Consider the following 19,255-nt stretch of genomic DNA (forward strand, 5'->3'; position numbering starts at 1 on the left):
ACACTCCAGATGTCGGCCGGATCCCGCGAGAACGTCCGACATCTGGAGTGTCGGCCCCCGAAGCGTATCCGCTGGCGACGCCCCAGGCACGCTGGCGACCCGCCCCGAAGCGTACGCCGCCGATGACGCCGGATCCGCTCCCCGCCGCCTCAGGCCAGCGTGAGGAACAGCTTCTCGAGCTCCGCCATGCTGGGGGCGCCGTCCTCGGCATCCTCACCGTCGATCACGCAGTGCTTCAGCGCGGTGCTGATCACCGCGAAGCCGGCGCGGTCGATGGCCTTGCCCACCGCGGCGAGCTGGATCACGACGTCGCGGCAGTCGGCATCCGTCTCCATCGCGTCGATCACGGCGCTCAGCTGTCCGCGGGCGCGCTTGAGGCGGTTGACGACCTTGCGGATCTCATCGTCGGGTGCGGTGCTCATGCGGGCTCCTTCTCGAGGGTGCGGTCGGCGGCGAGCATCCGGGTGCCCGCCTGCCAGGTGAGGTACCCGCCGTCGAGGTTGCGCGCCTCGCGGCCGTGCTGACGCAGCAGCCGCACGGCGGTGTGCCCGCGCTGACCGACCTGGCAATGCACGATCAGCTCTCCGGCGGGCAGCTCATGAAGCCGGTCGCGCAGCTCGTCGACCGAGATGTTCACACTGCCGGGGATCGCCCCGGCCTCGTGTTCGCCGGCGCTGCGCACATCGAGCACGGTCGCCCCGGCGGCCACCGCGGCCGAGAGCTCGTGCCACTGCACCCCCTCGGTCAGCCCGGTCGCGGCGTTGTCGGCGATGTAGCCGAGCATGTTCACCGGGTCCTTCGCCGACGCGAACTGCGGTGCGTACGCGAGCTCGAGCCGGCTCAGCTGCGATGCGGTGAGCCCGGCCTGCATGGCCGTCGCGATCACGTCGATGCGCTTGTCGGCACCGCGGCGTCCGATCACCTGCGCGCCGAGGATGAGATCGGTGTCGGGATCGACGAGCAGCTTCATCGTCAGCCGCTCGGCACCGGGGTAGTAGCCGGCGTGGTCGGAGGGATGCGCGTGGATCACGCGGTGCGCGCGACCGGCATCCCGCAGCCGCTTCTCGCTCCACCCCGTCATCGCGACGGCGAGATCGAACACGCCGACGATCGCCGTGCCGAGCGCCGGCAGCGCGTCGGCAGGCAGCGCGTCGAGCAGCCCCGCGTCGGCGGCAATCGCATCGGCGGCGGTGCGGCCGTGCCGGTTCGCGAGGCCGGCCATGGTGACGAGCGTGGGCTCGGCAGAGAAGGCATCCACCTTCTCGACGCCGTCTCCCACGGCGAAGATGCGCGGGTCGCTGGTGCGCTGCACGGCGTCGACGGCGATTCCGCCGGTGGGTCCGGTGGCGAGTCCGGCGGCGACGGCGAGGGATGCCGCGGGGCGCACACCCCTGGCATCGATGACGATGTCGGCGGCGACGGTGGTGCCGTCGTCGAGGTGGACGCCCTCGGCATCCAGCGACTCGACCGACGCACGCAGCCGCAGATCGACGCCGCGCGCACGCAGCTCGTCGACGACGAGCGCGGCCATCTCGACGTCGAGCGGGCTGAGCGGATGCCCGCCGTGCTGCACGAGCGTGACGGCGAGGCCGCGGTGCACGAGGTTCTCGACCGCCTCGACGCCGATGAATCCGCCGCCGACGACGACGGCGCGACCGGGCTCGGGAAGAACAGCCAGGGCGTCGGTGATGCGGTCGACGTCGTCGATCGTGCGCAGCGTCGACACGACGGGAGCGCCGGGCGTCTGCTCGAACACCTCGCGCGCGGTCGCGCCGGTCGCGAGCACGATGTGGTCGTAGGGCTCGTCGACGACGGCGCCGGTGCGCACATCCTGGATGCCGACGGTGCGGGCATCCCGATCGATCGCGACGGCTTCCGACCCGGTGCGCACGTCGAGCGCGAACCGGGCTCGCAGCGATTCGGGCGTCTGCAGCAGCAGCGACTCCCGCTCGGTGATCACGCCCCCGACGTAGTACGGCAGCCCGCAGTTGGCGAAACTGACGTGATCGCCCTGCTCGACGACGATGATCTCGGCGTGCTCGTCGAGTCGTCGCAGGCGGGTGGCCGCCGACATGCCGCCGGCCACTCCTCCGATGATGACGACGCGCATGGTCAGCGCCGCCCGAACAGCTTCGCGAAGAAGCCGGTGCGCGGCTCGCTCTCGTGCCCGCGGCAGCGGTCACTCGACGGCACGCCGGCCATCACCATGTCGACGTGCTGGCCGCAGCCGGCCCACGTCGTCTTTCCACAGGTTCGGCAGGTCACTGCGCGGCACATTGTCGTCCTCCTCGGTTCGGGTACGGATCGATGGTACCTGATACCCCCGGGGGTATAACTGGATGCCGGCTGAATGCCCTCTCGCGCCCGTGGCGCGCGGAAGTAGGCTTGGCACATCATGGATGAGGTGTTGAGGTGGCTCGGCGACTACTGGTGGCTGGCCTTCCCGCTGATGGGCATCGCCGGGGGCGTCGGCAAGTCGTGGGAGCGCGCCTCGAAACGACGTCATGAACGACGGCTCGAGACGCTGCGCCTGAAGGGCGAGATCAAGGCCGCCCAGCTCGCCGCCCGCGGGGGCACGCCGCCGACGACGAGGAAGCTCGTGCGCGAGGCCGCCGCCGAGGAGCGCGCGTCGACCGCGCAGCTGCTCGAGAGACTCTTCACGGAGCACGACGAGGTCACCGCCCGATGGCTCGACTACGAGCTCGACGTGGCCAAGCTCATCGCGTTCCCGGCGATGAGCGACGGACGCCAGCCCCTGACCGCCGCGTTCCTGCGTGCGAAGAAGATCGCCGACGCCCTGCGGCCCGCGTCTGCGGATGCCAAGCTCACCGAGGCCGAGATCGCGGAGTACGTCGACGCGGTGGGCGACTACGCCGTCGCCTTCGACATCGCCGAGCGTGATGCCCGCCGGCTGCGCGACGCGAACTTCAGCGAGGTCGAGCGCAAGCGCCTCGACCGCGCCCGCCACATGCTCACCGTCGCCCTCGACGACACGGCGACGCAGGCCGAGCGCAACCTCGCCTACAAGCGCGTGCGCGAAGAGCTCGACGGGCTGATCCTGCTCTCCGACGAGGCCGTCGAGGTGCTCGAGCAGAAGGTGGCCGGGCAGATCGCGTCGGCACCGGCATCCGCTGCCGCGCCATCGGATGCCCAGGCGTCCGGCGCCCGGGCGTCCGGCGCACCGGCGCCTGCCGCACCGGCATCCGCTTCCCCGCCGCCCGCGGCGCCCGCGCCGGAGCCGGAGCGGATGCCGCTGCGGCGGGACGACCCTCGAACATGAGAGTCGAGAACGTCACCGGACCCATCGCGTGGCACGCCGAGGGACCGGTCTGGGCGGCCGCGTGGGGCGGGCTGCGGTGGGTGGATGCCGCCGCCGGCGACCTGCTCACGCTGCGCGACGACGGCGTGACGCGGCAGCACGTCGACGACGAGTATCTGGCCTTCGTGCGTCCGCGCCGGTCGGGCGGTTTCGTCGCCGTGGGGGCGCGCACCCTGTATGTCGCGGACGAGGCCGACGGCGAGACGCGCGCGGTCGCGATGCTCGGCGACGACCCCGGCGTGCGGATGAACGACGGATGCTGCGACCCCGGCGGACGCCTGCTCGCCGGCTCGATGGCGTACGACGCGGGTCGGGGGCGCGGGGCGCTGCGCCGGATCGACGCCGACCTGGCGATCAGTGTCGTGCTGCCGGAGGCGACCATCTCGAACGGCATCGCGTTCACCTCGGACGGGTCGCACGCCTACTACAACGACACCGCGACCGGCCGCGTGGACGTGTTCGACGTGTCGGACGGCGACCTGGTGAACAGGCGGCCATTCGTGTCGATCCCGTCCGGCTCCGGTGCCCCCGACGGTCTCTGCGTCGCCGCCGACGGCAGCGTGTGGGTGGCGCTGTGGGGCGGGTCGGCCGTGCACGGATACGACAGCGCGGGAGCGCTGATCGAGAGCATCCGGCTGCCGGTGCCGCAGGTGAGCGCCTGCACCTTCGGCGGGCACGGGCTGAGCACCCTGTTCATCACCACGTCGGCGCAGGGCCTCGACCCCGACCACGGCACCGAGGCCGGGTCGCTGTTCGCGATCGACCTGGGCATCCGCGGGCTGCCGACGTTGCCGTTCGCCGGGTGAGCGAGTCCGCTTCGCCCTCGCCGACACCCCCACTTCGCATCGACACCCCCGCGTAGAAGCGCCCGCAGCTGGGGGTCTCGGCGTCAAGTGGGGGTCTCGGCGGAACGGGTGGCGGCGGAGTCGCGCGTGAAGGGGGCGTGAGCCCGAGCGGTCGTGGGCGCGGCGTAGAGTCGGGCCATGGAGAGCACGCTGCGGGTCGGGATCGTCGGGGCGGGCGGAATCGCGCCGGTGCACATCGAGGGCTGGCTGGCGCTGGGCGCCGAGGTCGCGATCCTGCGCAGGACGGATGCCGACGCGCTCGCCTCTCGGTACGGCATCCGGGTCATCGGCGGTCTGGACGAGCTGATCGACGCGGTCGAGATCGTCGACATCGTCAGCCCCACCTCGACGCACCTCGCCGTCGCCCGTGCCTCCTTCGCGCGCGGCAGGCACGTCGTGTGCGAGAAGCCGCTCGCGGGGAGCGCCGCCGACGCTCGGGCGCTCATCGAGGCGGCCGATCAGGCCGGGGTGCGCCTGTTCCCCGCGCACGTCGTGCGCTACTTCGAGGGGTACCGCGACCTGCACGAGCGCGTCGGCACGATCGGCACGCTCACCGAGCTGACGTTCCGCCGCACGGTCGCGGCTCCCGATTCGGCGTGGTTCTACGCCGAGGGTGCCGGCGGCGGGGTCATCCGCGATCTGATGATCCACGACATCGACCAAGCGCTGTGGCTGGCAGGGTCCGTCGCCGAGGTGTCGGCCACACAGGATCCCCCCGCGGTCGGCGATCGCGTCGCGCCGCCGGTCTCGGCGCACGTCACCCTCACGCACGCGAACGGCGCGATCAGCCACTTGCGCGCCGACTGGCTCGAGCCGGGCACACCGTTCCGGTCGATGGTCGAGGTGGCAGGCTCGCGCGGCATCCTGCGCTTCGACACCGACGTCGACCCGGCCGGTGCCGACCCGTACCGCGCGCAGCTGGCCGACTTCGCCGCGGCGATCCGCACCGGCGGCGAGGCGCGCGTCACCGCCGCCGACGGGCTGGCCGCGGTCGCCGTGGTGGATGCCGCGTACGCATCCCTCGCCGGGAAGCGCCCGATCACGTTCTGACCGTGCGCTTCGGACAGCCGGCGATACGTTCCGGGGGCCGACACTCCAGATGTCGGACGGATGCCGTGGAAGCGGCCGACATCTGGAGTGTCGGCCCCCGATGTGTATCGGCGGACGGGCACGCGCGCGTGGCCGAGGCGGCCGGCGCGCGCGTCAGCGCCCGAGGCCGAGCGGACGCACGAGCACGTGCCGGCGGTCGCGCACCCACACGACGCCCGCCTCCCGGCGCTCCGCGCGGGTCGCGAAGCGGTAGCGATACGAGACGACCCGCACCCACGCCGGTCGTTCACCGTCGAAGGGGTCGTGGCGCAGCATCCGCAGCGTGGGTCGGTCGGCCTCGAGCAGACGGACGAGGAACATCGTGAACCAGTCGTCGAGCGACCGGCCCAGTGGCAGGAACCACATCAGCCAGTCCAGCCGCAGATGGTACGGCGCGAACTGCCGCGGGATCCGACGCAGCGCGCCGGGCTTGCCCTTGAACTCGTACTCGCGCCAGTCGGCGGCATCCGGATCGGCATCCGTCGTCCCCTCCACGACGTACTCGATGCGCTGCTTCGTGACGGTGCCGAAGGCGCCGTAGGCATTGCCCAGCTGCCACCGGTTGAAGCTGGCGTTCATCAACTGCCGATGGGCGAACAGGTTGCGCAACGCGGGCCAGCTGAGCGCGATCATCAGCAGCCCGACCGCCGACGTGATGACGACCCAGTACAGCGGGATGCCGGATGGCCCTTCGACAGGCTCTGGGGCCCAGGAGGGCGCAGCGCCCCAGGAGGGAGCAGGCCCTTCGGCAGGCTCAGGGGCCCAGAAGGAAGCCGAGCCGACGCCCGAGAAGGCGAGCACGATCGTCGCCCAGTTCAGCCAGGCGAAGTTGCCGGTGAGCACGAGCCAGAGCTGGGTGAGGATGACGATCGTCGCAGCTATCGCGCCGATCAGCAGCAGGATCAGATCGACCGAGCCGGGAGTGAACAGCGTCACGAGTGGCGCGAACAGGAAGAACGGCACCACCAGCTGCGCGAAGTGGTTGCCGAGCACCTCGCCCTTGTGGAACCACCGCGGCAGCAGGTGCGCCTGCCGGCTGAGCGGGCCCGGCATCGGCTGCGTCTCGTGGTGGTACGTCAGCGCGGTGAGGTCGCGCCACTCCCGGCCGCCGCGGATCTTGATCATGCCGGCGCCGAACTCCAGCCGGAACACCTGCCACCAGAACAGCGCGACGATCACGGTGGGCGGCGGCTGGTCGCGCGATCCGAGGAACGCCGCGAGAAATCCGGCTTCGACGAGCAGCATCTCCCACCCGAAACCGTAGAACGTCTGCCCCACGCTGGTGATTGAGAGGTACCCGAACCACAGCGCCAGGAAGCAGATCATCGGCACCCAGGGCGGCGCCAGCTGAGGGATGCCGATCACCAGGGCTGCGGAGATGGCCATGCCGGCCCAGCACAGGGCGACGAGCCGGCGGTCGGTGTAGCGGATGCGGGTGAAGAGGGTCGGATGCAGCATCCGGCGCCTCGTGGGAGACGACGTCGCCCACGCGATCAGCTCGGGCACGGGCAGCAGCCCGCGCTCGCCCAGCAGCGGACGGAACTGGTTCAGCGTCGAGAGGAACGCGACCAGGTAGAGCGCCGCGATGCCCCGCTGCAGGACCTCGCGGGCGAAGCCGAAGTCGACGGCGGCGAACCCGTCCATGTCGACAGGCTACGACCCTGGGCGGACCGCCTGCAGGGGGTTGCGCGGCGAGACGAAACGGGGGCCGGCACCGGCATCCGCAGGCCCGTCACACGATACGAAACGGGGGCCGACACTCCAGATGTCGGACAGAACACGTGGATCCGTCCGACATCTGGAGTGTCGGCCCCCGAAGTGCACACCCGGGAAGCACCCAGGAGGCGCACCAGGAGGTGCGCCGGGAAGCGCACCAGGAAGGGCGCGACGGGACGCGCCGGGCGGGTCAGCCCTGCGGCAGCGCGGCGACCACGTCGATCTCGACGAGGATGTCGGCCAGCTGCGAGCCCACCGTGGTGCGCACGGGGAACGGCGCGGTGAAGAACTCCGCATACGCCTGGTTGAACTCCGCGAAGTCGGCGAGGTCCTGAAGGTGCACGGTCGCTTTGACCACGTCATCCATGGTCAGGCCGTGCTCGGCGAGCACCAGCTGGATGTTGCGCAGCACCTGGCGGGTCTGGTCGCCCACGTTGTCGGCGATGGCGTGGTCGTTCGCGGCGTCCTGCGGGCCGAAGCCTGCGGTGTACAGGAAGCCGTTCGCGACGACTCCGTGGCTGTACGGGCCTGCGGGGGTGGGGGCGCCTTCGGCGTAGAAGCCAGTCTTGGGCATCTTTCTCTCTCCTTCTTTTCGGTCAGTTCGGTTCGGTCAGTTCAGGTCAGGTCTGGCGGGTCAGCGCGTCTCAGCCCAGTCGCTGCGCGATCTCGGCGGCGGTCTCGCGCAGCATGGGCACGCGCTGCTCGAGCTGGCTGCGGCTCTGCGCGACGCGCAGCGCCGTGAGCGACAGCGCGCCGACGACACCGGCGGGCGAGATGATCGGCACCGCGACGCAGCCGACGAAGTCCTCGAACTCCGCGTCGTCGAACGCCCACCCCCGCCGCGCGGTGACGGCGAGATCGGCATCGAGGGCGGCGCGCGTGGTCAGGGTGCGCTCGGTGTGCGGATGCCAGTCGGCACCGGCCAGCACGGCATCCCGCCGGTCGGTGGGCAGCTCGGCGAGGACCGCCTTGCCGATCCCGCTGCAGTACGGCAGCACCGACGCACCCACGCGGGAGTACATGCGCACGCCCGCCGCGTCTTCGACCTTGTCGACGTAGACGATCTCGTCTCCGATCAGCGCCCCGACGTGCACCGTGTTGCCCACGATCCGGTGCAGTCGCCGCACGTGCGCGAAGGCCGCGCCGCGCAGATCGAGCTGCTCGAGCGCCGCCTCGCCGAGAACGGCGAGCTGCATGCCGACGGCGTAGCGTCCGTCACTCTGCCGGCGCACGAAACCCACCTGCTCGAGACTCTGCAGCTCGCGGAACATGGTCGAGCGGTGGATGCCGAACTCGTCGGCCAGCGCGTTCACCGTCGCAGGTTCCCCGGCCAGCGACCCCAGGATCCCGGCGGCGCGCGTCACGCTCTGCGACATCAGGCACCGCCCCGGCGCAGGCCCCGACCGGGCAGCGCCCCGGTGAGCTCGCCCTCGGCGAGCACCTGCACCCCGGCGACGAAGACGTCGTCGATGCCGGTCGCGAGGGTGCGCGGCTGCTCGTAGGTGGCGCCGTCGGCGACGGTCTCGGGGTCGACGAGCAGCACATCGGCGATCGCGCCGGGCTCGATCACTCCGCGCCTGCCCAGCCGGAAGCGACGCGCCGGCTGCGCGGAGAGGTGGTGCACGGCATCCGACCAGCTCCACGCGCCCAGCTCACGCACGAATTCGCGGAGGTACCGGGCGAACGACCCGGCGGCCCGCGGGTGCGGGTGAGCGCCGATGAAGATGCCGTCGGAGCCGCCGATGTGACCGGGATGCGCGAAGATGCGCGCGAGCTCGGTGACCGGGCGCGGGCTGCGCACGGCCATCACCGCACTGCTCTCCAGGCGCGAGGCGGCGAGTAGGTCGAAGGCGAAATCCATCGGGTCTGCGCCGGCGCGCTCAGCCGCCGCGCGGAGGGTGAGGCCGTGCGCCCAGCCGAAACCGGATGCCGCGATGTGGGCCAGCGTGATCATCTCGGGCCAGTCCGGGCCCAGGCTCGGGCTGTTCGACGCGCGCCGGGTGCAGGTGTCGCGCAGCGCGTCGCGGCCGAACGGATCGCTCAGCAGCGCGACGACCTCGTCGACCGGCAGCGCCGAGATCTCGGGCGGCAGCAGCGGCATGCCCAGCAGGGTGCAGCCGCGGATATACGGGTACGCGTCGAAGGTCGCCTCGACCCCCGCCGCGGCGAGCACGTCGAGCTGCGCGAGAACGATGTCGGCGTCGGCGTGCAGGTGCGAGACATGCACGGGCAGGGCGGCACCGGCATCCGCCGCCGCGCGCAGCGAGATGTCGACCATCTCGGCGATTCCGGCAGCGGAGTTCGCCTCGTACCCGCCGCGCATGTGACTGACGTACACCCCGCCGGCACGCGCGACCGGAGTGCAGAGGGCGGCGATCTCGGCGGCATCCTGGAAGATGCCGGGCACGTAGTCGAGACCGGTAGACAGGCCCAGTGCGCCGTCGGCCATGCCCTGCGCGACCAGCGCGACCATGCGCTCGCGCTCGGCGTCGGTCGCCGTGGCGCTGCTGCGCCCGCACACCTCGAAACGCACGGTGCCCGCAGGCACGAGATAGCCGGCGTTGAGCGGCGACGCGCCGTCGACGGCATCCAGCAGCGCGGCGACACCGCCCCCCACGTAGGTCGGGTGCGGCCCGTTGATCGCGGCGAAGTATCCGCTCGCGTAGGCGCCGTCGCCCGGCGCGTACGAGACGCCGTCCTGCCCGCCGATGATCGTCGTGACGCCCTGGCGCAGCAGCGTCCTGGCGACCTCCGCATCGCGCAGCAGTCCGTCGGCGTGCGAGTGCGCGTCGATGAAACCGGGCAGCACGAGTCGATCCGCCGCGGCGACCACCCGGTCGCCGTCGCGCGCCTCGACCTCCCCGACCTCGACGATCAGGTCGCCGGCGAGGGCGACATCGGCAGGCCGGATGCCGTCGGGTGCGACGACGGATCCGCCACGCAGAACTGTGCGATCGGACATGCTTCTCCTCAGAACCAGGTGCGGATCAGGTCGACGACGACGCCGGAGTCGAGCGAGTCGACCACCGGCAGCACCCGCCACTTGTCGAAGGCGGTGCACGGGTGCGACAGTCCGAAGCGCACCACCGACCCGACCGCGAGCGGCTCGGCGGATCGCACGTAGGAGTGCTGATCGTTCATCGCCGACACGGTTCCGGCGACCGGATGCCAGGCGCCGGCCAGCTCGTCGGCCGCGGCGCGCGGGATGGGCAGGCCCTCGTCGTACGGCAGGTCGCGCTTTCCGGCATCCACCAGCGCCAGCCCGTCTTCGGGGCGGGAGACGACGCGGGCGATGCCGTGCATCGCGTTGACGAAACGCGGGCCGTCGCCGGCGCCGCCCTCGTCGAACGGCGAGATGCCGCGGTAGAAGCCGTCGTCGTGCACGATGTACGCACCCGATCGCAGCGTGAAGCGGGTGCGCCCGTCACGCTCGACGCCGGCCCACACGTCGGCGACGATCTCGAAGTAGGCACTGCCACCCGCGGTCACGTAGATCTCGCCGTCGTCGTACAGCGGCGAGATCGCCCGGTGCAGGTCGAGCTGCGCCTCGAGATACCCCCGCACGGCGGCCAGGCCCTCTTCCGAGCGGTCGTGCGCGAGGCTGCCCTCGTACCCCGCGACGCCGGCCAGGCGCAGCATGTCCGAGCCAGCGAGCCGTTCGGCGATCTCGACCGCCTCAGCGATCGAGCGGGTGCCGGTGCGGCCGCCGTCGGCGCCGAGCTCGACGCACACGTCGACCGGGCGGGGCACACCGACCGCGCGCAGCCCCCGCTCCATCGCGTCGAGGGTGGCGAGCGAGTCGGCCCAGCACACGAACCGGAAGGCGGGGTCGGCCAGCTCGCCGCCGAGCCAGGCGAGCGAGCGCGAGTCGACGGCGGAGTTGGCGAGCATGATCGAGTCGAGCCCGAGATCGCGCCCGGTGCGCACCTGGCCCATCGTCGCGAGCGTGATGCCCAGTGCGCCGGCGTCGAGCTGACGCTGCCACAGCTCGGGAGCCATCGTCGTCTTGCCGTGCGGCATGATCTCGATATCGTTCGCCGCGCACCACCCGGCCATCGTCGCGACGTTGGCGCGCATGGCGGCGTTGTCGAGCACGATCAGGGGCGTCCAGAACTCGTCGAGGCGCGGGCGGGTCGCGAGGAAGGCGGTGGCGGTCATGCCGATCGCCCGCTGCGGGATGCCCTTGTCACGCGCCGTCAGCAGCTCATCGCTCATATGACTCATCTCCTTGTTGTGCGTATAGTGCAACAGCAATTGCAGTAGATGCACAGGTCGTCTCATCATGGTAACCATGCCCGTCACCACTGCTCCACGTCTGATCGCGATCGGCGAGACGATGGCGCTCATCGCCCCCGCGCGCCCCGAGCCGCTCGCCACCACGCAGGATGTGCGGCTGCTGATCGGCGGCGCCGAGTCGAACGTCGCCATCCACGCCGCGCAGCTGGGTGTCAGCAGCGCCTGGGTCAGCGCGGTCGGCGACGACGCGCTCGGGGTGCGCGTGCGCGACGAGGTCGCCTCGCACGGGGTCGATGTGCGCTGGGTCGTCAGCGACCCGCAAGCCCCCACGGGCGTGTACTTCAAAGACCCCGGACACGGGGTGCTCTACTACCGGCGCGGCTCCGCAGCGTCGGCGATGACTCCCGCCACGATCGCCGAGATTCCGCTCGAGCGCGCGGACCTGGTGCACGTCTCGGGCATCACGCCCGCCCTCTCGCCCACCTGCGCCGCGCTCATCGACGCGGTCGTCGATCGGGTGGCAGCGGGCGACGGCATCCTCAGCTTCGACGTCAACCACCGCGCCGCGCTGTGGCAGCCCGGGGCCGCTGCGCCCGCGCTGCTCGCTCTGGCGCGCCGCGCCGATCTCGTCTTCGTCGGCCTCGACGAAGCCGAGGGTCTGTGGGGCACGACCGACGCCGATGCCGTGCGTGCACTGATCCCCGAGCCCGCGCTGCTCGTCGTCAAGGACGGCGACGTCGGTGCCACCGAGTTCGACCGGCGTGCCGGCGTCGACGAACGCACCTTCGCGCCGGCGATCAGGACCGAAGTGGTCGAGGCGGTCGGCGCCGGCGACGCATTCGCCGCCGGCTACCTCGCGGCCCACCTGACCGGCGCCGCGGCAGATGAGCGCCTGCTCGCCGGACACCGCCGCGCCCACCTGGTGCTGCAGTCCACTGGCGACCTGCTGCCCGACTCCCCGACTTCCACCGGCAAAGCCTCCGATCGAGCCTGAAAGGCCACCGACAATGACCGACAACTCCGTCTTCGACGAGATCTTCCGTGACGTTCCCCTGATGGCGATCCTGCGCGGCATGGGGGTCGAGCGCACGCTCGCCACCGCCACCCGCGCCTGGGATCTCGGCATCACCGCCGTCGAGGTGCCGGTGCAGACACCGACCGATGTCGAGGCGCTGCGCGTGCTGGCCGAGGCCGCCCGCGAGCGAGGCCTCACCGTGGGTGCCGGCACGGTCGTGACGCGCGAGCACGTGCGCCAGGCGGCAGACGCCGGCGCCGCCTTCACCGTGAGCCCCGGGTTCGACGTCGACGTGGTGCGCGCCTCGCACGAGGCGGGCTTGCCGCCCCTGCCCGGCGTGGCCACCGCGACCGAGGTGCAGCGAGCCCTCGACGAGGGCCTCACCTGGCTGAAGGCGTTCCCCGCGTCGCTGCTCGGCACCGGATGGTTCCCCGCGATGCGCGGGCCGTTCCCGCAGGCGCGCTTCGTCGCCACGGGCGGCATGGACTCGACCAACGCCCGCTCGTACCTCGATGCCGGCGTGCGCGTGGTCGCCGTCGGCTCGGCGCTGGAGGACGAATCCCAGCTCCCCGCCCTAGCGCAGCTGCTCGGCTGAGCACAGCGCGCCATAAGCGCCGACCCCAGCGTCGAGAGCACCACACGTCGCCGAGTGCACCGCCCGTTCGCGTGAACAGGCGGTGCACTCGGCGATGACATGTGCTCTCGACGCAACGGAAGGTCAGACCGTCGCGTCCTCGCGGACCACCCGCAGCTCGTGCAGGCGTCCGGCGCCTTCCACGTCGGGGCGGATGGATGCCATCATCGTGGCGATCACGCCGACGATCGCGATGACCGCGGAATAGACCACGACCGGCCAGAACGCGCCGCCCGCGGCGGCGACCAGCGCCACGCCGATGATCGGCGCGAGGCCGCCACCCAGGGTGTTCGAGATCTGGTAGCCGATGTTGACGCCCGTGGTGCGGGCCTCGGGGTCGAACATCTCGGCGAGCATCGTCGCGAGCGTCGCCTGCATGGCGACACCGAACACGACGAACCCGACGATCTGCCCGAGCCAGATCAACCACATGTTGCCGGTGCTGAACAGCGCGAACGCCGGGTAGACCATGGCGGCGAAGCCCAGGCATCCGATGATGTACACCGTCCGCCGACCGATGCGGTCGGAGATGTGCCCCCACAGCGGCGCGACGACGATCTGCAGCAGACCGACGATCATCGTCCCGGCGAAGCCCATCCAGGCCGGCAGCTCCTTGTTCGACACCATGAAGCTCAGGCCGTAGGTGAGCACGACGTAGCCGGCGATCGACTGCGGCAGCCCGATCAGGATGCCGAGGATCGTGTTCTTCGGGTGACGGAACGCCTCGACGAGCGGGTTGTGCTTCTTGCCTGTGGCCGAGATGAGCAGGGTCTGCGTCTCGGTGAACTCGTCCGACTCCTCGAGGTGACGACGCAGGATGACCGCGGCGATCGCGAGCACCATCGAGAACACGAACGGGATGCGCCATCCCCACTCGATGAACCACGACCCCGGGGTCAGGCCGAGACCGGCCATCAGACCGCCGGAGACGACGTTGGCGACACCGGCGCCGCTGATCAGGAAGGCGCCGTACAGGCCCTTCCGGCCGATGGGCGCTGCCTCGACCACCATCGTGGCGGCTCCGCCCATCTCGCCGCCCACGAAGAAGCCCTGGCAGAGACGGAAGAAGAGCAGCAGCAGCGGGGCGGCCACGCCGATCGCCGCGTCCGGCGGGATCAGGCCGATGCCGGTCGTCGCGATGCCCATGCCGACCACCGTGCTCATCAGCACGACCTTGCGGCCCACGCGGTCGCCGATGATTCCCCAGACGATGCCGCCGACGGGACGCAGGAAGAATCCGACGGCGAACGTCGCGAACGACGACAGCTGCGCGATCACCTGGTCTTCCGTCGAGAAGAAGACGGCGGGGAAGACGGCGGCCGAGGCCAGACCGTACAGGTAGTAGTCGTAGTACTCGATCAGCGTGCCGATCGCGCCACCGGCGACCGTCTTGCGCTGCTTCGGCGTCAAGCCGCTCGACGCGACTGTGGCCATGGGAGCCTCCTTGCTCAGGGATGGAGAGGGGTCGGATGACGACGGAACCCTCGACGGAACGGGCCGCCGACGCTAAGATAGCCGACGGATAGACACAATGTCTACCGTAAAGATTTTTTGTAAAGCTGAGGTGAACGATGGCTACGCAGACAGCGATGCGGCTGGCCGCGACGGCGCTGGCCGAGGATGCCGCGCGACAGACGTACGAGAATGCCGAGGAGGTGCTGCGGCTGTACCGGCCCGTGATGCGCGCCCTCGCGACCGCCGCCGGGCCGTCGGTCGAGGTCGTGCTGCACAACCTCGACGGCGCCGACGTCGACCTCGGGCACACGATCATGGCAATCGAGAACGGACACGTGACCGGGCGGTCGGTAGGCGGACCGTCGACGAACCTCGGCCTCGACGTGATGAAGGACCGCCAGAAGGATCACGATGCGTTCGGGTACCGCGGCCGCACCAGCGACGGCCGCGAGCTGCGCTGCTCGTCGGTGTACTTCCACAACGCGGCCGGCGACATCATCGCGTCGTTCTGCATCAACGTCGACCTGAGCCCGCTGCAGCAGGCTCGCAACATGCTCGAGGCGCTGCTGCCGGTCGGCGGTGCCGGCCCCGCGGCTGACGAGCGCCCGCACGAGCACTTCGGCACCGACCTGGTGTCGGTGATGGATCAGATGATCGCCGAGGCCATCGGCGAGATCGGCCGCCCCGCCGAGCAGATGACCCGCGACGACAAGATCGCGGTGCTCGAGAAGCTCGACCACCGCGGCGTCACGCAGATGCGCAAGTCGATCGAGACGATCGCCAAGCGGCTGCACATCTCGCGCGTGACGGCATACTCGTACCTCGACGAGGCCCGCAGCCGTGGCTGATGACGCCCTCTCGGCGTCGATCGCGGCCCGGCTCGCGCACGTCGATGCGCGCCTGGCGTTCGAGATCGACGTGATCGCCGCCGCCGATGCCGTCGCGGCGGGCGAGGCGGTGCTCGTCGACACGCGCCGGCAGGAGTCGTGGGATCACGGCCACATCGCCGACGCCCTGCATCTGCCTGCCACGGCTCCGGATGCCCGCATCGTCGAGCTGCCGCGCGATCGCACGCTCATCGTGTACGGCTGGGGTCCGGGCTGCAACGGCGCGACGGGCGCTGCGCGCCGGCTTCTGGCATCCGGATTCGACACCCGCGAACTGCTCGGCGGCTACGAGTACTGGGTGCGAAACGGCCTCCCCGTCGAGCGCGACGGCACCACCACCCGCCCATCCCCCGACCCCCTGGTGACCGACGAGACGCACTGACCCCGACCGCACGAAACGGGCCCGGGCACCGGCATCCGGAAGCCCGCCCCGACGAGACGAAACGGGGGCCGACACTCCACCCGTCGGACAGAACACGTGGATCCGTCCGACATCTGGAGTGTCGGCCCCCGTTTCGTAACCGGCTCGCCGGCGCACCGGCACCGGCACCGGCTACCGGGTCACTTGATGGCGTCGGGGTTCTTCTCGAGCCACGCCTTCACGGCCTCGCGCTCCTTGCCCTCGCCGTACTCGTTCACGACCAGGTCCTCGAGCGAGCCGTACTGCTCGTCGTCGAGCTTGATGCTCTCGATCAGCTCGGCAGCCTCGGGGTACTTCTCGGCGAAGCCCTTCGTGCCCAGGAAGTGCAGGCCCTCGGCGTCGCCCATCAGGCCGTTCGGGTCTTCGAGGTCCTTCACGGGGAAGGCGTCGTTGGCCCAGAACGGACGCCACAGCGTGACGACGATGTCCTCGTTCGCGTCGGTCGCCTTCTTCAGCTCGGTGAGCATGGCGGCGGTCGACGAGGTGACGAGTTCGTACTCGCTGTTCAGGCCCGTCTCCTCGAGCATCGTGGTGGTCTGCTCGGTGAGACCGGCGCCCGGCTCGATGCCGATGATCTTGCCGTCGTAGTCGGCAGCCTTGCCCTTGAGATCCTCGATCGAGGTGAGCTCCGAATACTCGGGCACCGCGATGGTCAGCTTCGCGTTCTCGTAGTACGTGCCGAGATCCTCGATGTCGTCGCCGTACTTGTCCATGTACTTCTTGTGGGTCAGCTCGGGCCATGCCGACGGGTAGATGTCGACGTCGCCCTGGGCGAGACCGGTGTACAGCGGGCCGGCGTCGGTGAGGGTCTTCATCTCGACGTCGTAGCCGATCTCCTCGAGCTTGTTCTCGAGCAGGTACGCGGTGCTGAGGCCGTCGGTCCACGACGGCAGGAAGCCGAGCGTGATGGTGCCCTTGTCGCCCTTCGAGCCGGTGTCGGAGTCACCCGTTCCTCCGGTGCCTCCGGCCCCACCCGACGCGCAGCCGGTGAGGGCGAGCGAGGTGACGGCGGTGAGCGCGAGCAGTGCTGTGAACTTCTTCTTCATGTTCTCTTCTCTCTTGCGTTCCGTATGCGAGTGCGTGTTCGATTCAGGCGGGCTGCAGGGCGGCATCCGGCACGGGGACGGATGCCGAGGCGCGGCGCCGCGCCTCGCGACGACGGGCCAGGATGCCGAGCAGCGAGGCGTGGTTCTCGGCCGGTGCGCCGAGGGCGGCGGTGACCCGGTCGAGGAAGACGGCGATCAGCACGACGCCGAGGCCCGCCTCGACGCCCTTGGCGATGTTGATCGTCGAGATCGCCTCGACCACCATCTTGCCGAGGCCGTCGGCGCCCGCCATGCCGGCGATGACCGCCATCGACAGGGCCAGCATGATGACCTGGTTGATGCCGGCCATGATGGTCGGCATCGCGAGCGGCAGCTGGATGCCGCGCAGGATCTGCCCGGGCTTCGCACCGAACGCCTGCCCGGCCTCGACCGTCTCGGCGTCGACACCGCGGATGCCGAGCTCGGTCAGTCGCACGCCCGGAGGCAGCGCGAAGATGATCGTTGCGACCATGCCGGGCACCACGCCGATGCCGAAGAACACGATGGCGGGGATCAGGTAGACGAAGGCCGGCATGGTCTGCATGAAGTCCAGCACGGGCTTGAGCACCGCGCGCACGGTCGCGTTGCGCGCCGACCAGATGCCCAGCGGCACGGCGATCAGCACCGCGACGACCGTCGCGACGAGCACCAGCGACATGGTCTGCATCGCAGGCACCCACAGGTTCATGCCGACGATCAGCAGCAGCGACACGGCCGTGCCGATCGCGAGCTGCCACGAGCGCACCAGCCACGCGATGAGCGCAGCGATCGCGATGATCGCGAGGAAGTGCACCGACAGCAGGCCGGCGGTGAGGCCGTTGACGAGGAACCCGAAGACGAAGGCGATGCCGTCGAGCAGACCGTCGAGGTTGTCCTTGACCCAGTCGACGATTCCGGCGACCCAGGTTCCGATCGGAATACGGAAATCCATCAGCGCACCTCCTCGGCGTCGGGGGTGCCGGCAGGGGTGCCGGCGTCGGGGGAGCCGGCGGCAGTGGAGCCGGCGGCCGTCTCGGTGAACGAGCTGGCCTCCGCGAGCACCTCGTCGATCACGGCCTGCGGCATCGGGTTCAGCGGCAGGGTCAGCTCACCGGTGGCTCCCGGCCCGGGGCCGAGCGCGGCGAGCAGGGTGACGCGCGGGATCACGCCGGTGAGGCGGCCCTCGCCGTCGGTCACGGCGAGCGGCAGCGGCGACTCGACCGAGGGGATGAAGAGGTTCATCAGCACTTCGTTCTCGTCGACCACCTGCGGTGCCGGCTTGAGGATGGATGCCAGTGACGACTCGCCCTTGCGGACGAGCTTCACCGCATCGCGGTCGGTCACGATGCCGACGAGCTTGCGGTCGCGGCCGACCACATAGGTCGCCGACATGTAGGAATCCCGCATCTGGCGCAGCGCCGTGCGCGGGCCTGCCGACTCGGCCACGACGGGGCGCGGACGCTCCATGACGTTCGCGGCGGTGAGCACGCGGGCACGGTCGACATCCTGCACGAACTGCTCGACGTAGTCGTTGGCGGGGTCGGTGAGGATGTCTTCGGGCGTGCCGATCTGCACGATGCGGCCGTCGCGCATCACCGCGATGCGGTCGCCGAGGAACATCGCCTCGTTGAGGTCGTGCGTGATGAACACGATGGTCTTCTGCAGCTTGGCCTGCAGCTCGACCAGCTGCTCCTGCATCTCGCGGCGGATCAGCGGATCGAGGGCACTGAACGCCTCGTCCATGAGCAGGATCTCGGTGTCTGCGGCGAGCGCGCGGGCGATGCCGACGCGCTGCTGCATACCGCCGGAGAGCTCGCTGGGCAGCTTCTCTCCCCACCCGTCGAGCCCCACCAGGGCGAGGATCTCGTCGGCCTTGCGCAGGCGCTCGGTCTTGCCGATGCCCTTCAGCTCGAGCGGGTAGGCGACGTTGTCGGCGACGGTGCGGTGCGGCAGCAGGGCGAAGTGCTGGAACACCATCGAGACACGGTCACGGCGGATGTCACGCAGCTTCGAGGCAGGGATGCCGGTGATCTCGTCTCCGCCGATGGTGATCTCGCCGGCGGTCGCGTCGTGCAGGCCGTTGAGCATGCGGATGATGGTCGACTTGCCGGATCCGGACAGGCCCATGATGACGAAGATCTCACCGCGGTTCACGGTGAAGCTCGCGTCGATCACGGCGGCGGTGCCGACATCCTGCACCTCGGTGCGGGTCTCACCGGCCTTCAGACGCTTCACGGCCTGCTGCGGATTCCGACCGAAGACCTTGTAGATGTTGCGCGCTTCAAGAGCGGTTTCGGACACGTTTCCCCCGTAGCCCACCGAATCTTCGGGTCTCGGCAGGCCGCTTCGGTTACGCCCGGGTGACGTTCTCAAGGCCGTTTCGACAGGGCTGCACAGCGGCACAGACGGGGATTTCGGATCCCCGATATAGAACATCGACCGTACGCCCACGCCTCTTCGTGTACAGCTCGGGTCGAAAGAAGGACGCGACCGCGGACTGGTCGTCGTGACCTCATGGCCACCTGTCCACGCTAACGATTGGCTGATCCGGTGGCAAATCCGGGTTCCGGTTTC

At 70.4% G+C, this 19,255-nt stretch carries 19 protein-coding genes; 7 read left to right on the forward strand and 12 right to left on the reverse strand.

The window, feature by feature from the left end; translation table 11 throughout:
- Positions 1–149: 149 nt before the first annotated feature.
- From ACWIDW_RS12630 to ACWIDW_RS12640, 3 genes are read right to left on the reverse strand one after another with little or no spacing between them, the layout of a single operon-like run.
- Entirely contained in the window at positions 150–422 is a 273-nt protein-coding gene (locus ACWIDW_RS12630) for a metal-sensitive transcriptional regulator (protein WP_454125669.1), read from the reverse strand.
- Positions 419–2,110, reverse strand: coding sequence for an FAD-dependent oxidoreductase (locus tag ACWIDW_RS12635; RefSeq protein ID WP_454125670.1), 1,692 nt, complete (start codon positions 2,108–2,110; stop codon positions 419–421). Before ACWIDW_RS12635 ends, ACWIDW_RS12630 begins: the two co-directional genes overlap by 4 nt.
- 2 nt (positions 2,111–2,112) lie before the next feature.
- Positions 2,113–2,277 carry a hypothetical protein gene (locus ACWIDW_RS12640; RefSeq protein WP_454125671.1) on the reverse strand — a complete coding sequence of 55 codons (165 nt, stop codon included), beginning with the start codon at positions 2,275–2,277 and terminating at the stop codon, positions 2,113–2,115.
- Positions 2,278–2,395: 118 nt separating this feature from the next.
- Between ACWIDW_RS12640 and ACWIDW_RS12645 the strand changes: the two genes are divergently transcribed.
- From ACWIDW_RS12645 to ACWIDW_RS12655, 3 genes are all read left to right on the forward strand, one after another.
- Positions 2,396–3,280 carry a hypothetical protein gene (locus ACWIDW_RS12645; RefSeq protein ID WP_454125672.1) on the forward strand — a complete coding sequence of 295 codons (885 nt, stop codon included), beginning with the start codon at positions 2,396–2,398 and terminating at the stop codon, positions 3,278–3,280.
- Positions 3,277–4,125, forward strand: a complete 849-nt coding sequence (locus ACWIDW_RS12650) for an SMP-30/gluconolactonase/LRE family protein (RefSeq protein ID WP_454125673.1) — start codon at positions 3,277–3,279, stop codon at positions 4,123–4,125. The genes ACWIDW_RS12645 and ACWIDW_RS12650 overlap by 4 nt, the downstream gene beginning before the upstream one ends.
- A gap of 177 nt (positions 4,126–4,302) precedes the next feature.
- Complete coding sequence (locus ACWIDW_RS12655; protein ID WP_454125674.1) at positions 4,303–5,214, forward strand: Gfo/Idh/MocA family protein; 912 nt, start codon at positions 4,303–4,305, stop codon at positions 5,212–5,214.
- Between the two features lie 153 nt (positions 5,215–5,367).
- On the opposite strand, the gene ACWIDW_RS12660 is transcribed toward ACWIDW_RS12655, so the two are convergent.
- From ACWIDW_RS12660 to ACWIDW_RS12680, 5 genes are all read right to left on the reverse strand, one after another.
- A complete protein-coding gene (locus ACWIDW_RS12660; RefSeq protein WP_454125675.1) occupies positions 5,368–6,897 on the reverse strand; it encodes a lipase maturation factor family protein in 1,530 nt (509 codons plus the stop codon).
- 262 nt (positions 6,898–7,159) lie between these two features.
- Positions 7,160–7,543 carry a RidA family protein gene (locus tag ACWIDW_RS12665; protein WP_454125676.1) on the reverse strand — a complete coding sequence of 128 codons (384 nt, stop codon included), beginning with the start codon at positions 7,541–7,543 and terminating at the stop codon, positions 7,160–7,162.
- Between the two features lie 70 nt (positions 7,544–7,613).
- Positions 7,614–8,345 carry an IclR family transcriptional regulator gene (locus ACWIDW_RS12670; RefSeq protein ID WP_454125677.1) on the reverse strand — a complete coding sequence of 244 codons (732 nt, stop codon included), beginning with the start codon at positions 8,343–8,345 and terminating at the stop codon, positions 7,614–7,616.
- Positions 8,345–9,931: an N-acyl-D-amino-acid deacylase family protein gene (locus ACWIDW_RS12675; RefSeq protein WP_454125678.1), complete on the reverse strand. Its 1,587-nt coding sequence runs from the start codon at positions 9,929–9,931 to the stop codon at positions 8,345–8,347. The genes ACWIDW_RS12670 and ACWIDW_RS12675 overlap by 1 nt, the downstream gene beginning before the upstream one ends.
- Before the next feature lie 8 nt (positions 9,932–9,939).
- The gene (locus tag ACWIDW_RS12680; RefSeq protein ID WP_454125679.1) at positions 9,940–11,184 is read right to left on the reverse strand and encodes an alanine racemase; all 1,245 of its coding nucleotides are present in this window, start codon (positions 11,182–11,184) and stop codon (positions 9,940–9,942) included.
- A 76-nt stretch (positions 11,185–11,260) separates the two neighbouring features.
- On the opposite strand from ACWIDW_RS12680, the gene ACWIDW_RS12685 reads away from it, so the two are divergent.
- Complete coding sequence (locus ACWIDW_RS12685; RefSeq protein WP_454125680.1) at positions 11,261–12,199, forward strand: sugar kinase; 939 nt, start codon at positions 11,261–11,263, stop codon at positions 12,197–12,199.
- A gap of 13 nt (positions 12,200–12,212) precedes the next feature.
- On the forward strand, positions 12,213–12,815 hold the full coding sequence (locus ACWIDW_RS12690) for a bifunctional 4-hydroxy-2-oxoglutarate aldolase/2-dehydro-3-deoxy-phosphogluconate aldolase (RefSeq protein WP_454125681.1): 603 nt from the start codon (positions 12,213–12,215) through the stop codon (positions 12,813–12,815).
- A gap of 123 nt (positions 12,816–12,938) precedes the next feature.
- Here ACWIDW_RS12690 and ACWIDW_RS12695 read toward each other — a convergent pair whose 3' ends face one another.
- Positions 12,939–14,288 (reverse strand): MFS transporter, encoded by a 1,350-nt coding sequence (locus ACWIDW_RS12695; protein ID WP_454125682.1) that lies wholly within the window; start codon positions 14,286–14,288, stop codon positions 12,939–12,941.
- 137 nt (positions 14,289–14,425) lie between these two features.
- Here ACWIDW_RS12695 and ACWIDW_RS12700 point away from each other — a divergent pair, with 137 nt between their 5' ends.
- Both ACWIDW_RS12700 and ACWIDW_RS12705 read left to right on the forward strand, forming a co-directional pair.
- Positions 14,426–15,157, forward strand: coding sequence for a helix-turn-helix transcriptional regulator (locus tag ACWIDW_RS12700; protein ID WP_454125683.1), 732 nt, complete (start codon positions 14,426–14,428; stop codon positions 15,155–15,157).
- Positions 15,150–15,578: a rhodanese-like domain-containing protein gene (locus tag ACWIDW_RS12705; RefSeq protein ID WP_454125684.1), complete on the forward strand. Its 429-nt coding sequence runs from the start codon at positions 15,150–15,152 to the stop codon at positions 15,576–15,578. The genes ACWIDW_RS12700 and ACWIDW_RS12705 overlap by 8 nt, the downstream gene beginning before the upstream one ends.
- Positions 15,579–15,757: 179 nt before the next feature.
- On the opposite strand, the gene ACWIDW_RS12710 is transcribed toward ACWIDW_RS12705, so the two are convergent.
- From ACWIDW_RS12710 to ACWIDW_RS12720, 3 genes are read right to left on the reverse strand one after another with little or no spacing between them, the layout of a single operon-like run.
- On the reverse strand, positions 15,758–16,663 hold the full coding sequence (locus tag ACWIDW_RS12710; protein ID WP_454125685.1) for a glycine betaine ABC transporter substrate-binding protein: 906 nt from the start codon (positions 16,661–16,663) through the stop codon (positions 15,758–15,760).
- A 43-nt stretch (positions 16,664–16,706) separates the two neighbouring features.
- Complete coding sequence (locus tag ACWIDW_RS12715) at positions 16,707–17,636, reverse strand: ABC transporter permease (RefSeq protein WP_454125706.1); 930 nt, start codon at positions 17,634–17,636, stop codon at positions 16,707–16,709.
- Positions 17,633–18,982 carry a quaternary amine ABC transporter ATP-binding protein gene (locus ACWIDW_RS12720; protein WP_454125686.1) on the reverse strand — a complete coding sequence of 450 codons (1,350 nt, stop codon included), beginning with the start codon at positions 18,980–18,982 and terminating at the stop codon, positions 17,633–17,635. The genes ACWIDW_RS12715 and ACWIDW_RS12720 overlap by 4 nt, the downstream gene beginning before the upstream one ends.
- Positions 18,983–19,255: the final 273 nt, after the last annotated feature.

It is taken from the genome of Microbacterium sp. NPDC055312 (assembly GCF_053645675.1).